Below are 13,883 nucleotides of genomic sequence, written 5' to 3'. Positions count from 1 at the left end.
CGAGGAAGGGCTAATAGGGCTACGAGCCTATGAGCGCATTCACCCGTCCCGGGAGGCTGCTGGACGTCTGACCGAATTGACGGATCAGCAGGCGTCGAGGAAGCGGTCCAGTACCCGCACCCCGAACTTCAGTCCGTCGACCGGCACCCGCTCGTCCACGCCGTGGAACATCCCGGCGAAGTCCAGCTCCGGGGGCAGCTTCAGCGGCGCGAAGCCGAAGCAGCGGATCCCCAGGTCGTCGAAGGACTTGGCATCGGTGCCGCCGGAAAGCATGTACGGCACCGCCCGCGCGATGGGGTCCTCCGCCACCAGCGAGCTCTGCATGGCGTCCACCAGCCGGCCGTCGAAGTCCGTCTCCAGGGCCTTGTCCGCGTGCACGTCCTCCCGCCGTACCCGGGGGCCGAGGAGCCGGTCCAGGTCGGCGAGGAACTCCTCCTCGTAGCCCGGCAGGAAGCGGCCGTCGACGTGGGCGGTCGCCTGGCCGGGGATGACGTTCACCTTGTAGCCGGCGCCGAGCATGGTGGGCGCGGCCGAGTTGCGCAGGGTGGCGCCGACCATCTTGGCGATGCCGCCCAGCTTGGCCAGCGTCTCCTCCATGTTCTCCGGGTCGAGCTCGGTGCCCAGGGCGTCGGAGAGCTCGTCCAGGAACGAGCGGACGGTCTTGGTCACCCGCACCGGCCAGGTGTGCCGGCCGAGCCGCCCGACCGCCTCGCACAGTTCGGTGACCGCGTTGTCGTGGTTGGTCATCGAACCGTGGCCGGCCGTGCCGTCCACGGTCAGCCGCATCCAGTGCATGCCCTTCTGGGCCGTCTCGACCAGGTAGAGCCGCAGCTTCTCGTTGACCGTGAAGGAGAAGCCGCCGACCTCGCCGATCGCCTCCGTGACGCCCTCGAAGAGGTCCGGGTGGTTGTCCACCAGGTGCCGCGCGCCGTAGGTGCCGCCGGCCTCCTCGTCGGCCAGGAACGCCAGCACGACGTCCCGCGGGGGCTTGCGGCCGGTGCGCAGGCGCTCGCGGACCACGGCCAGGGTCATCGCGTTCATGTCCTGCATGTCCACCGCGCCGCGCCCCCAGACGCAGCCGTCGGCGATCTCCCCGGCGAAGGGGTGGTGCGTCCAGTCGTCCGCGTTGGCGGGGACGACGTCGGTGTGGCCGTGGATGAGCAGCGCCGGCCGGGAGGAGTCCTCGCCCTCGATGCGCGCCACGGTGGAGGCCCGGCCGGGGCGCGACTCGATGATCTTCGGCTCCAGGCCCACCTCGGCGAGCTTCTCGGCCACGTACTCGGCGGCCTTGCGCTCGCCCGGCCCCGAGCCGTCGCCGTAGTTGCTGGTGTCGATCCGGATCAGCTCCCGGCAGAGGTCGACGACCTCGTCCTCCCCGGTGACCTTCTCGCTCACGCGCTACCTCCCGCTGTCGTCCGGATGTGGTCCTGCCACATCCTCCCCCTCCTGGCCCACACGGACGAGAGGGGGCGTGATCGGGCACCCTGGAAAGCCTGGTAATGTTTCTCCTGTCGCCGCGAGGGGAACAGAGAAACCCCTCAGCAGCGACAGACACCTTGTCCGGGTGGCGGAATGGCAGACGCGCTAGCTTGAGGTGCTAGTGCCCTTTATCGGGCGTGGGGGTTCAAGTCCCCCCTCGGACACCACACGAAGGGCCGCGGTCGACGACCGCGGCCCTTCGGCGTTGCCGCGTCCCGCCGCGGCGGGCGGTCAGAGCCAGTCGCGCTTCTTGAAGAGCCGGAAGAGGAAGTACTCCATGACCGCCATGACCGCGATCACCGCGGGGTAGGACCAGGTCCAGGTCAGCTCCGGCATGTGCTCGAAGTTCATCCCGTAGATGCCGGCGATCATCGTCGGCACCGCGGCCATGGCCGCCCAGGCGGAGATCTTCCGCATGTCGTCGTTCTGCCGGACACTCATCTGCGCCAGGTGCGCCGAGAGGATGTCGGAGATCAGGCGGTCCAGCCCCTCCACCGACTCGTTGACCCGCATCAGGTGGTCGCCGACGTCACGGAAGAACGGCCGGGCCTCGTCGTCGACGAACGGCACCCTGCTGCCGCCGCGGCCGTTCTCGGCCAGCCGCAGCACGGGGGCGGTCAGCGGCCCGGTGGCCCGGCGGAACTCCAGGACCTGCCGCTTGAAGGTGTAGATCCGCTCCGCGGTGTTCCGCGAGCCGCCCGCCGACGGGGAGAAGACCTCCGCCTCGACCTCCTCCAGGTCGGTGTGCAGCTCGCGCCCCACCTCCAGGTAGTGGTCGACCACGGTGTCGGCGATGGCGTACAGCACCGCCGTCGGACCGCGCCCCAGGGTGTCCGGCTCCCGCTCCAGCCGGTCGCGCACCGCGTGCAGCGGTGTGTCGCCGTGCCGGACGGTGACCACGAAGGCGTCGCCCAGGAAGATCATGATCTCGCCCGTGGAGACCTGGTCGCTGCGCGGTTCGTAGACCACCGGCTTGAGCACCACGAAGAGCGAGTCGTCGTAGACCTCCAGCTTCGGCCGCTGGTGCGCCTTGAGGGCGTCCTCGACGGCCAGCGGGTGGAGCCCGAACTCGCTGGCGACCAGGTCGAACTCCTCCGGGGTGGGCTGGTGCAGCCCGATCCAGACGAACGACGAGCCGCTGCCTGCGGCGCGCGCCTGTGCCAGGGCGTCGGAGTAGTCCTCCTCGGCCGGGATCCGCTTCCCGTCCCGGTAGACGGCGCAGTCGACGATCACCTGGTGCGTTCTCCCTCGTCCCGACGGACCCCACGGTGAGGCCCTCGCAGTCCCTGGTACCCCTACCCTGGGCGACATGCCCACGCTCATCCTGGTCCGGCACGGACGTTCCACCGCCAACACCGCGGGACTGCTCGCCGGACGCATGCCCGGTGTGACGCTCGACGAACGCGGCGCCGCGCAGGCCGCCGCCCTGCCGGCCCGTCTGGAGGGGGTGCCGCTGGCCGAGGTCGTCACCAGTCCGCTGCGGCGCTGCCGGGAGACGGTCCAGCCGCTGCTGGCCGCCCGCCCGGGGCTGCGCGTCCACACCGAGGACGGCATCACCGAGTGCGACTACGGCGACTGGACCGGCCGCAAGCTGGACAAGCTGGCCGGCGAGCCGCTGATGGAGATCGTGCAGGCCCACCCCACCGCCGCCGCGTTCCCCGGCGGCGAGTCGATGCGCGCCATGCAGCACCGGGCCGCCGAGGCGGTCCGGGAGTGGAACCGGCGGATCGAGGACGAGCACGGTGCCGACGCCGTCTACCTGATGTGCTCCCACGGCGACATCATCAAGTCGCTGGCCGCGGACGCGCTGGGGCTGCACCTCGACCAGTTCCAGCGGATCTCCGTCGAGCCCTGTTCGGTGACCGTGGTGCGTTACACCCGCACCCGGCCCTTCCTGGTGCGCCTCGGCGACACCGGCGACTTCGCCTCGCTGATCCCGCGCCCGGACCGGGCGCCGGAGGCGTCCGGCGGCGACGCCACGGTCGGGGGCGGCGCCGGGGCACCGTGATCGTCCCCGCAGTAGGGTGAACCGCGTCAGCCCGTACCCGACGACGAATCCCAGGAGACAGGACGTGTCACGTCAGGTGTTCCTCTACGATCCGCCGGACCGCTTCGTGGCCGGCACGGTGGGGCTGCCCGGGCGCCGTACGTTCTACCTCCAGGCCAGCGCCGGGACCCGGGTGACCAGCGTCGCGCTGGAGAAGACCCAGGTCGCCGCGCTCGCCGAGCGGATGGACGAGCTGCTGGACGAGGTGGTGCGCCGCAGCGGCGGCAGCGCCTCCGTCCCCGCGGTCGCTCCCGCCGACGTCCTGGACACCGCGCCCCTGCAGACACCGGTGGACGAGGAGTTCCGGGTCGGCACCATGGCCCTGGCCTGGGACGGCTCCGACCAGCGCATGGTCGTCGAGGCGCAGGCCCTGGTCGAGCTGGAGGCGGAGACCGACGAGGACCTGGCCGCCGCCGAGGAGCAGATGCTCCAGGACGAGGAGAACGGCCCGCCCGTGCTGCGGGTGCGGCTCACCGGGGCGCAGGCGAGATCGTTCGCCAAGCGCGCCATGGAGGTCGTCGACGCGGGGCGCCCGCCGTGCCCCCTGTGCAGCCTGCCGCTCGACCCGGAGGGACACGTATGTCCGCGCCAGAACGGATACCGGCGCTGAGCCTGCCGCCCGCCGAGCTGCTGGCCCGCGGCGGGCTCACCGTGCGCGGCCGGATCCCGGAGGCGTCCAACGCCGCCCTGTACTGCACCGTCGCGCTCGACGGGCAGGAGGCGGCGTGCGTCTACAAGCCGGTGGCGGGGGAGCGCCCGCTGTGGGACTTCCCCGACGGGAACCTCGCCCGCCGCGAGGTGGCCGCCTACGAGGTGTCCGAGGCCACCGGCTGGGGGCTGGTCCCGCCCACCGTGCTGCGCGAGGGGCCCTACGGCGAGGGCATGTGCCAGCTGTGGATCGAGCAGCCGGACGAGCCGGAGCCGGGCAGCGAACTGCTCGCCCTGGTCGACCCGGCGAATCCAGGGCCGGGCTGGAAGGAGATCGGCCTCGCCGAGGTGGGGGAAGGGCGCACCGCCCTGCTGGTGCACGCCGACGACGCGCGCCTGCGGCGGCTCGCCGTGCTGGACGCGGTGATCAACAACGCCGACCGCAAGGGCGGCCACCTGCTGAGGGGGCCCGGCGGGGAGCTGTACGGCATCGACCACGGGGTGACCTTCCACACCGAGGACAAGCTGCGCACGCTGCTGTGGGGCTGGGCCGGCGAGCCGCTCCCGCCGGAGGCCGTGGAGGCCCTGCGCGGCCTGTCGGCCGCGCTGGCCGACGACGGCCCCCTCACCGGGCGCCTCGCCCCCCTGATCACCGCCGCGGAGCTGGACGCCACCCGGGCGCGGATCGCCGCCCTCCTGGAGAGCGGGACGCATCCGCAGCCGGGCGGCGAGTGGCCCGCCCTGCCGTGGCCCCCGATCTGACGGCCCGCGCCGGGCCGCCCGACGGCCGGGTGCACGGTGGAGGCGATCACGCAAGAGTGCCTCTTCGGTCACGTGGAGGCCGTGTGGCGCGGACCGGTTCGTGGCCGGAACACCTGTCCGGTTAGTCTCGTGACATGCATGCCTGGCCCGCTTCCGACGTCCCCGCCCTGCCCGGTCAGGGCCGCGACCTGAGGATCCACGACACCGCGACCGGTGGTCGCGTCACCCTCACCCCCGGCCCCGTCGCCCGCATCTACGTCTGCGGCATCACGCCCTACGACGCCACCCACATGGGTCACGCGGCGACCTACAACGCGTTCGATCTCGTCCAGCGCGTCTGGCTGGACACCAAGCGCCAGGTCCACTACGTCCAGAACGTCACCGACGTCGACGACCCCCTGCTCGAGCGCGCCCAGCGCGACGACGTCGACTGGGTGGCCCTCGCCGAGCGCGAGACGGCCCTGTTCCGCGAGGACATGACGGCCCTGCGGATGCTGCCGCCGAAGCACTACATCGGCGCCGTGGAGGCCATCCCCGGCATCGTCCCGCTGGTGGAGCGCCTGCTCGCGGCCGGCGCGGCCTACGAGCTCGAGGGCGACGTCTACTTCTCCGTCGAGTCCGACCCGCACTTCGGGCAGGTGTCGAACCTCGACGCCGCCGCGATGCGGCTGCTGTCCGCCGAGCGCGGCGGCGACCCGGAGCGCCCCGGCAAGAAGAACCCCCTCGACCCGATGCTGTGGATGGCCGCCCGCGAGGGCGAGCCCAGCTGGGACGGCGGCAGCCTCGGCCGCGGCCGCCCGGGCTGGCACATCGAGTGCGTCGCCATCGCCCTGGACCACCTCGGCATGGGCTTCGACGTGCAGGGCGGCGGCTCCGACCTCGCCTTCCCGCACCACGAGATGGGCGCCTCGCACGCCCAGGTGCTGACCGGCGAGTACCCCATGGCCAAGGCGTATGTCCACGCCGGCATGGTCGGCCTGGACGGCGAGAAGATGTCGAAGTCCAGGGGCAACCTGGTCTTCGTCTCCCGGCTGCGCGCGGACGGCGTCGACCCGGCCGCCATACGGCTGGCCCTGCTCGCGCACCACTACCGCAGCGACTGGGAGTGGACCGACCAGGTCCTGCGGGACGCCGTCGAGCGCCTGGACCGCTGGCGCGCAGCCGTCTCCCGGCCGGACGGCCCGCCCGCCGACGCGCTGGTCGAGGAGATCCGCGACGCCCTCGCCGACGACCTCGACGCCCCCGCCGCGCTGGCCGCGGTGGACCGCTGGGCCGCCGTCCAGCACAGCACCGGCGGCCAGGACATCGGCGCCCCCGGCGTGGTCACCCGCGCGGTCGACGCCCTGCTCGGCGTCGCGCTGTAAGGGCCGGCGGACACGCACGAGGGAGGCTCCCCACGCCCGACGGCGTGGGGAGCCTCCCTCGTTCCGGTCGTCCCGCGGCGGCGACCGGGTCAGTCCTCCGAGCCCGCGCCCGGACCCGCGCCGGGCCCCGGACCGGGTCCCTGCGGCGGGTCCTCGTCGTCCCCTGCCCGCGGCGGCTTCCCGGGGCGGGAGCGTCCGCCCGGGGTGTCCCGGCGGCGCAGGTACCGCTCGAACTCGCGCGCGATCGCCTCGCCGGATGCCTCGGGGAGGTCCGCGGTGTCCCGCGCCTCCTCCAGGGTCTGCACGTACTCGGCGACCTCGCTGTCCTCGGCGGCCAGCTGGTCCACGCCGACCTGCCAGGCGCGCGCGTCCTCCGGGAGCTCGCCCAGCGGGACGCGGATGTCGATCAGGTCCTCCAGCCGGTTCAGCAGCGCCAGCGAGGCCTTCGGGTTCGGCGGCTGCGACACGTAGTGCGGCACCGCCGCCCACAGGCTCACCGCCGGCACCCCGGCGTGCGTGCAGGCCTCCTGCAGCACGCCCACGATGCCGGTGGGACCCTCGTACTTGGTCTCCTCCAGGTCCATCCGCCGCGCCAGGTCGGCGTCGGAGGTGGTCCCGCTGATCGGCACCGGCCGGGTGTGCGGGGTGTCGCCGAGCAGCGCGCCCAGGATCACCACCAGCTCCACGCCCAGCTCGTGCGCGAAGCCGAGCAGCTCGTTGCAGAAGGTGCGCCAGCGCATCGACGGCTCGATGCCGCGGACCAGCACCAGGTCGCGCGGCTTGTCCCCGCCCACGCGCACCACCGACAGCCGGGTCGTCGGCCAGGTGATCTTGCGGACCCCGTTGTCCAGCCACACGGTGGGCCGGTTGACCTGGAAGTCGTAGTAGTCCTCGGCGTCCAGCGCCGCGAACACCTCGCCCTTCCACTCCTTCTCGAGATGCGCGACCGCGGCGGAGGCGGCGTCACCGGCATCGTTCCAGCCTTCGAACGCGGCCACCATGACCGGGTCGATCAGCTCGGGAACCCCCTCGAGCTCGATCACCCAGCGCCTCCTTCCGACGATCCCTCGCGTACGCCACAACCTTACGGCCATCGAGGGCACTGCCCGCAGCCCCTCGAGGGGCCCGTGAGCGATCACTGCCCCGAGAGGAAGGAGTGCACACCCGCCCCGGCGGCCCCGGGCGCCGACCGGTTTCCCGCGCGCCGGGGCCGCCCGGACGTCACCCGCTCACTCCTCGACCCAGTCCATCGTCCGCTGCACCGCCTTGTGCCAGTTGCGGTACTCGCGGTCGCGGACCGCCGGGTCCATCCCGGGCGTCCACTCGGCGTCCTGGCGCCAGTTGGCGCGCAGCTCGTCCACGCTCTTCCAGAAGCCGACCGCCAGGCCCGCCGCGTAGGCCGCGCCCAGACAGGTCGTCTCGGACACCTCGGGACGCACCACCGGCGCGTCCAGGCAGTCCGCGAGGATTTGCATCAGCAGGTCGTTGGCGGTCATGCCGCCGTCCACCCGCAGCGTCGCCAACTGGACGCCGGAGTCCTTGGCCATGGCGTCGGTGATCTCGCGGGTCTGCCAGGCGGTGGCCTCCAGCACCGCGCGCGCCAGGTGCGCCTTGGTGACGTACCGGGTGAGCCCGGCGATCACCCCGCGGGCGTCGGAGCGCCAGTACGGGGCGAACAGGCCGGAGAACGCCGGCACGAAGTACGCGCCGCCGTTGTCCTCCACCGAGGCGGCCAGCGGCTCGATCTCGGCCGCGCTGGAGATCATCCCCATCTGGTCGCGCATCCACTGCACCAGCGAGCCGGTGACCGCGATGGACCCCTCCAGCGCGTAGACCGGCTTCTGGGCGCCGATCCGGTAGCCGACCGTGGTGATCAGGCCGCTGTAGGAGTTGATGATCTTCTCGCCGGTGTTCATCAGCAGGAAGGTGCCGGTGCCGTAGGTCGACTTGCCCTCGCCCTCGGCGAAGCAGGTCTGGCCGAACAGCGCGGCCTGCTGGTCGCCCAGCGCCGAGGCCACCGGGATGCCGCCCAGCAGGTGGCCCAGGCGACCGCCCCTGATCTTCCCGTACTCCTCGGCGGAGGAGCGGATCTCCGGCAGCATCGCGGCGGGCACGCCGATCGACTCGCAGATCCGCTCGTCCCAGTCGAGGGTGCGCAGGTTCATCAGCAGGGTGCGGGAGGCGTTGGTGACGTCGGTGACGTGCCGCCCGCCGTCCACCCCGCCGGTCAGGTTCCAGATCACCCAGCTGTCCATCGTGCCGAAGAGGATGTCCCCGGCCTCCGCCCGCTCCCGCAGGCCGTCCACCCGGTCCAGCAGCCAGCGCGCCTTGGGCCCGGCGAAGTAGGACGCCAGCGGCAGGCCGGTCTCCCGGCGGAAGCGGTCCTGGCCCACGTTGCGGCCCAGCTCGCGGCAGAGCGCGTCGGTGCGGGTGTCCTGCCAGACGATCGCGTTGTGCACCGGGCGGCCGGTGTGCCGGTCCCACAGCACGGTCGTCTCGCGCTGGTTGGTGATGCCGATCGCCACGATGTCGTCCCGGGTGACGCCCGCCGCGCCGATCGCGCCGGCGACCACCTCCTCCAGGTTGGCCCAGATCTCCATCGCGTCGTGCTCGACCCACCCCGGCCTGGGGAGGATCTGTTCGTGCTCCTTCTGGTCCACCGCGACGATCCGGCCGTCGCGGTCGAAGACGATGCAGCGGGTCGACGTGGTGCCCTGGTCGATGGCCGCGATGTACGGGCCGGCGCTGCGTCCTTGGGTCACTGGCTGCTGGTCGGTCACTTGTCACTCCCCGAGGTCTGCGGACGTGGTACGTGCGGGTCGGTGCGTCTGCTCCACCGCGGCGTGCGCATGGTCTCTCAGGGGAACAGCCACCGGTAGAGACCCGCCGCGACCACCGCCCCGATCAGGGGACCGGCCACCGGCACCCAGGCGTACCCCCAGTCGGAGCCGCCCTTGTTGGGCAGGGGCAGGAGCGCGTGCGTCACCCGGGGGCCCAGGTCGCGGGCCGGGTTGATGGCGTAGCCGGTCGGGCCGCCCAGCGACAGGCCGATCGCGACCACGAGCAGGGCGGTGACCAGACCGCCCATCGGACCCAGGCCGTCGCCGTCGGCGTTCAGGCCCTGGGTGAGCACGCCGAGCAGCAGGACCACGGTGCCGATGATCTCCGTCAGGAGGTTCTGCAGCGGTTTGCGGATCTCCGGGCCGGTGGAGAAGACGCCCAGCACCGGTCCGGCGGCCGGTTCCCGCGCCTCGACCGCCTTGCCCTCGGCGGTCGGCGTCCTCTGCGCGCCGGGACCGCCGACGATCTCGTGGTCGGTCAGATGGGCGTGGAACTGCCCGTAGTAGGCGACCCAGACGAGGGCCGCGCCGATCATCGCGCCGAGCATCTGCCCGGCCCAGTACAGCGGCAGGTCCGCCCAGGCGGTGCCGCCGTTCAGGGCCAGGGCCAGGGTGACCGCCGGATTGAGGTGGGCCCCGGACACGGGGCCCGTGGCGTAGACCGCGACCATCACGGCCAGGCCCCAGCCGAAGGCGATGGAGAGCCATCCGGCGTTACGGGCCTTGGACGCCTTGAGTGTGACGGCGGCGCACACGCCGCCGCCGAGGAGGATGAGAAGAGCCGTCCCTACTGTCTCGCCGATGAAGATCTGGGAGCTCGTCATCCTTCGGATGGTAACGACGGGACCCCAGGGGCGATACCTGAGGGTGATGGCGTGATTACGCCAAGATCCCGGCCTGCCCACCGCCCTCCCGTCCACCTCCGCCGGGCCCCGCCCACGCGTCCGCGGCGCGCCGCCCCTACGCCCTTCGCGGGTCCGCCGTACGGCCGTCCGGCGGCGTCCGCACAGTGGACCGGAGCGCCACCGTGCGGACACCCCGGCTAGGCTGAGCTGGTGCGCACCCCGCGGAATCGGTCCGCGACCGCGCAAAGCCGACAGCCGTCGCATCCCAGGGAGCTTCTCCATGGCCTCGTCGCCGTCCCCGTCCACAGCCGACGCCCGTGCCCGCGTGTCCGCCCTCCGAGAGGCCCTGGCCACCCGTGTGGTGGTCGCCGACGGGGCGATGGGCACGATGCTCCAGGCGCAGGACCCGACCCTGGAGGACTTCCAGGAGCTCGAGGGCTGCAACGAGATCCTGAACGTCACCCGTCCCGACATCGTGCGCTCGGTCCACGACGCCTACCTCGAGGTGGGCGTCGACTGCGTCGAGACCAACACCTTCGGCGCCAACCACTCGGCCGCCGCCGAGTACGACATCGCCGGCCGGATCCACGAGCTCTCCGAGGCGGGTGCCCGCATCGCCCGTGAGGCGGCCGACGACTTCACCGCGCGCACCGGCCGGCAGCGCTGGGTGCTGGGCTCCATGGGCCCCGGCACCAAGCTGCCCACCCTCGGGCACATCGGCTACGGGGTCGTCCGCGACGGCTTCCAGGCCAACGCCGAGGGCCTGCTCGGCGGGGGCGCCGACGCGCTGATCGTGGAGACCACCCAGGACCTGCTGCAGACCAAGGCCGCCGTCGTCGGAGCCCGCCGCGCCATGGAGGCCACCGGCGTCCAGGTGCCGCTGATGGTGTCGATGGCGTTCGAGACCACCGGCACCATGCTGCTCGGCTCCGAGATCGGCGCCGCGCTCACCGCGCTGGAGCCGCTCGGCATCGACATGATCGGCCTGAACTGCTCGACCGGCCCCGCCGAGATGACCGAGCACCTGCGCTACCTGGCCCGCCACTCCCGCATCCCGCTGCTGTGCATGCCCAACGCCGGCCTGCCCGTGCTCACCAAGGACGGCGCGCACTTCCCGCTGGACGCCGAGGGGCTGGCCGACGCCCAGCAGGACTTCGTCCGCGACTACGGCCTGTCCCTGGTCGGCGGCTGCTGCGGCACCACGCCGGAACACCTGCGGCAGCTCGTCGAGCGCGTCCAGAGCGCCACCCCGGTCGAGCGCGCGCCGCGCCCGGAGCCCGGCGCCGCCTCGCTCTACCAGACGGTGCCGTTCCGCCAGGACACCTCGTACCTCGCCATCGGTGAGCGCACCAACGCCAACGGCTCCAAGAAGTTCCGCGAGGCCATGCTCGAGGGCCGCTGGGACGACTGCGTGGAGATGGCCCGCGAGCAGATCCGCGAGGGCGCGCACATGCTCGACCTGTGCGTGGACTACGTGGGCCGCGACGGCGTCGCCGACATGGCGGAGCTGGCCGGCCGCTTCGCCACCGCCTCCACCCTGCCGATCGTGCTGGACTCCACCGAGGTGGACGTGCTGCGGGCCGGTCTGGAGAAGCTCGGCGGGCGCGCCGTGCTCAACTCCGTCAACTACGAGGACGGCGCCGGCCCCGAGTCGCGTTTCGCCAAGGTCACCGAGCTCGCCCGGGAGCACGGCGCCGCGCTGATCGCGCTGACCATCGACGAGGAGGGCCAGGCCCGCACGGCGGAGAAGAAGGTCGAGATCGCCGAGCGGCTGATCGACGACCTGACGGGCAACTACGGCATCCACGAGTCGGACATCCTGGTCGACTGCCTGACCTTCACCATCTGTACCGGTCAGGAGGAGTCCCGCAAGGACGGCGTCGCCACCATCGAGGCGATCCGCGAGCTCAAGCGCCGCCGCCCGGACGTGCAGACCACGCTCGGCCTGTCCAACATCTCCTTCGGCCTCAACCCGGCCGCGCGCATCCTGCTCAACTCCGTCTTCCTGGACGAGTGCGTCAAGGCCGGTCTGGACTCGGCGATCGTGCACGCCAGCAAGATCCTCCCGATCGCCCGGTTCAGCGAGGAGGAGGTCACCACCGCCCTCGACCTGGTGTACGACCGCCGCAGCGAGGGCTACGACCCGCTGCAGAAGCTGATGCAGCTCTTCGAGGGCGCCACCGCCAAGTCGCTCAAGGCCGGCAGGGCCGAGGAGCTGGCGGCCCTGCCGCTGGACGAGCGCCTCAAGCGGCGGATCATCGACGGCGAGAAGAACGGGCTGGAGGCCGACCTCGACGAGGCGCTGACCACCCGCAAGGCGCTCGACATCGTCAACGACACGCTGCTGGACGGCATGAAGGTGGTCGGCGAGCTGTTCGGCTCCGGCCAGATGCAGCTGCCGTTCGTCCTGCAGTCCGCCGAGGTCATGAAGACGGCCGTGGCGCACCTCGAGCCGCACATGGAGAAAGTCGCGGACGGCGAGGACACGGCAGGCAAGGGCACCATCGTCCTGGCCACCGTCCGCGGCGACGTCCACGACATCGGCAAGAACCTGGTCGACATCATCCTGTCCAACAACGGCTACAACGTCGTGAACCTCGGCATCAAGCAGCCGGTCTCCGCCATCCTGGAGGCGGCCGAGGAGCACAAGGCCGACGTCATCGGCATGTCCGGCCTGCTGGTGAAGTCCACGGTGATCATGAAGGAGAACCTGGAGGAGCTGAACCAGCGCGAGCTGGCCGCCCGCTACCCGGTGATCCTCGGCGGCGCCGCCCTCACCCGCGCCTACGTCGAGCAGGACCTGCACGAGATCTACCAGGGCGAGGTCCGCTACGCCCGCGACGCCTTCGAGGGCCTGCGCCTGATGGACGCCCTGATCGGCATCAAGCGCGGCGTGCCCGGCGCCAAGCTGCCGGAACTGCGGCAGCGCCGGGTGAAGGCCGCCCCCGCCCTCCAGGTGGAGGAGCGCCAGGACGAGGGGCCGGTCCGCTCCGACGTGGCCACCGACAACCCGGTGCCGACCCCGCCCTTCCGGGGCACCCGCGTGGTCAAGGGCATCCAGCTCAAGGAGTACGCCTCCTGGCTCGACGAGGGCGCGCTGTTCAAGGGCCAGTGGGGCCTCAAGCAGGCCCGCACCGGCGACGGCCCGTCGTACGAGGAACTGGTCGAGACCGAGGGTCGGCCGCGGCTGCGCGGCCTGCTGGACCGGCTGCAGACGGAGAACCTGCTGGAGGCCGCCGTCGTGTACGGCTACTTCCCCTGCGTCTCCAAGGGCGACGACCTGATCCTGCTGGACGAGGACGGCGGCGAGCGCACCCGCTTCACCTTCCCCCGCCAGCGCCGCGGCCGCCGGCTCTGCCTGGCGGACTTCTTCCGCCCCCAGGAGTCCGGCGAGACGGACGTGGTCGGCCTGCAGGTCGTCACCGTCGGCTCGCGGATCGGCGAGGAGACCGCCCGGCTGTTCGCCGCCGACTCCTACCGCGAGTACCTGGAGCTGCACGGCCTGTCCGTGCAGCTCGCCGAGGCGCTCGCCGAGTACTGGCACGCCCGGGTCCGCTCCGAGCTCGGCTACGCCGGCGAGGACCCGGACGACATGAGCGGCATGTTCGAGCTCAAGTACCGCGGCGCCCGCTTCTCCCTGGGCTACGGGGCCTGCCCCGACCTCGAGGACCGGGCGAAGATCGCGGAGCTGCTGAAGCCGGAGCGCATCGGCGTCCACCTCTCCGAGGAGTTCCAGCTCCACCCGGAGCAGTCCACCGACGCCATCGTCATCCACCACCCCGAGGCGAAGTACTTCAACGCCCGCTGAGCCGCCCGCGCCCGCTCCCGCCGTTTCCGACGGGCGATCGGCGCGAACCGGTCGTACACTGGTCGATCCGCCGCAGGCCGGTCGTTCTCC

Annotated in this window: 10 protein-coding genes and 1 tRNA gene; 6 read left to right on the top strand and 5 right to left on the bottom strand. The window is 72.2% G+C overall.

Going from position 1 to position 13,883, the window contains the following annotated elements:
• Positions 1 to 84: 84 nt before the first annotated feature.
• Positions 85 to 1,395: a M20/M25/M40 family metallo-hydrolase gene (locus Sfr03f_RS24335; RefSeq protein ID WP_108956164.1), complete on the bottom strand. Its 1,311-nt coding sequence runs from the start codon at positions 1,393 to 1,395 to the stop codon at positions 85 to 87.
• A gap of 163 nt (positions 1,396 to 1,558) precedes the next feature.
• Here Sfr03f_RS24335 and Sfr03f_RS24330 point away from each other — a divergent pair.
• Positions 1,559 to 1,646, top strand: a tRNA-Leu gene (locus Sfr03f_RS24330).
• 64 nt (positions 1,647 to 1,710) lie between these two features.
• Here the strand turns inward: Sfr03f_RS24330 and Sfr03f_RS24325 are convergent.
• Entirely contained in the window at positions 1,711 to 2,712 is a 1,002-nt protein-coding gene (locus Sfr03f_RS24325) for a magnesium and cobalt transport protein CorA (protein WP_170145147.1), read from the bottom strand.
• Between the two features lie 76 nt (positions 2,713 to 2,788).
• Here Sfr03f_RS24325 and Sfr03f_RS24320 point away from each other — a divergent pair, with 76 nt between their 5' ends.
• The 4 genes from Sfr03f_RS24320 (at position 2,789) to mshC (ending at position 6,300) form a co-directional block, all read left to right on the top strand.
• Complete coding sequence (locus Sfr03f_RS24320) at positions 2,789 to 3,487, top strand: histidine phosphatase family protein (protein WP_108956162.1); 699 nt, start codon at positions 2,789 to 2,791, stop codon at positions 3,485 to 3,487.
• 64 nt (positions 3,488 to 3,551) lie between these two features.
• Positions 3,552 to 4,136, top strand: a complete 585-nt coding sequence (locus tag Sfr03f_RS24315) for a DUF3090 domain-containing protein (protein WP_108956161.1) — start codon at positions 3,552 to 3,554, stop codon at positions 4,134 to 4,136.
• Entirely contained in the window at positions 4,106 to 4,936 is an 831-nt protein-coding gene (locus Sfr03f_RS24310) for an SCO1664 family protein (RefSeq protein ID WP_174721643.1), read from the top strand. The genes Sfr03f_RS24315 and Sfr03f_RS24310 overlap by 31 nt, the downstream gene beginning before the upstream one ends.
• Positions 4,937 to 5,070: 134 nt before the next feature.
• Entirely contained in the window at positions 5,071 to 6,300 is a 1,230-nt protein-coding gene (mshC, locus tag Sfr03f_RS24305) for a cysteine--1-D-myo-inosityl 2-amino-2-deoxy-alpha-D-glucopyranoside ligase (protein ID WP_108956160.1), read from the top strand.
• Positions 6,301 to 6,389: 89 nt separating this feature from the next.
• On the opposite strand, the gene Sfr03f_RS24300 is transcribed toward mshC, so the two are convergent.
• The 3 genes from Sfr03f_RS24300 to Sfr03f_RS24290 form a co-directional block, all read right to left on the bottom strand.
• Positions 6,390 to 7,343 carry a PAC2 family protein gene (locus Sfr03f_RS24300; protein ID WP_108956159.1) on the bottom strand — a complete coding sequence of 318 codons (954 nt, stop codon included), beginning with the start codon at positions 7,341 to 7,343 and terminating at the stop codon, positions 6,390 to 6,392.
• Positions 7,344 to 7,529: 186 nt separating this feature from the next.
• Positions 7,530 to 9,062 (bottom strand): glycerol kinase GlpK, encoded by a 1,533-nt coding sequence (gene glpK / locus Sfr03f_RS24295; protein WP_108956158.1) that lies wholly within the window; start codon positions 9,060 to 9,062, stop codon positions 7,530 to 7,532.
• 95 nt (positions 9,063 to 9,157) lie between these two features.
• A complete protein-coding gene (locus Sfr03f_RS24290; protein ID WP_108956157.1) occupies positions 9,158 to 9,964 on the bottom strand; it encodes an MIP/aquaporin family protein in 807 nt (268 codons plus the stop codon).
• Positions 9,965 to 10,265: 301 nt separating this feature from the next.
• Here Sfr03f_RS24290 and metH point away from each other — a divergent pair, with 301 nt between their 5' ends.
• Positions 10,266 to 13,793 carry a methionine synthase gene (gene metH / locus Sfr03f_RS24285; protein ID WP_108956156.1) on the top strand — a complete coding sequence of 1,176 codons (3,528 nt, stop codon included), beginning with the start codon at positions 10,266 to 10,268 and terminating at the stop codon, positions 13,791 to 13,793.
• Positions 13,794 to 13,883 lie beyond the last annotated feature (90 nt).

The sequence above is a fragment of the Streptomyces fragilis genome, assembly GCF_003112515.1.
GTDB classification, from domain to species: Bacteria; Actinomycetota; Actinomycetes; order Streptomycetales; family Streptomycetaceae; genus Streptomyces; species Streptomyces fragilis.
Note: the sequence above shows the minus strand (reverse complement) of the source record. Positions and strands in the feature narration are given on the sequence as shown.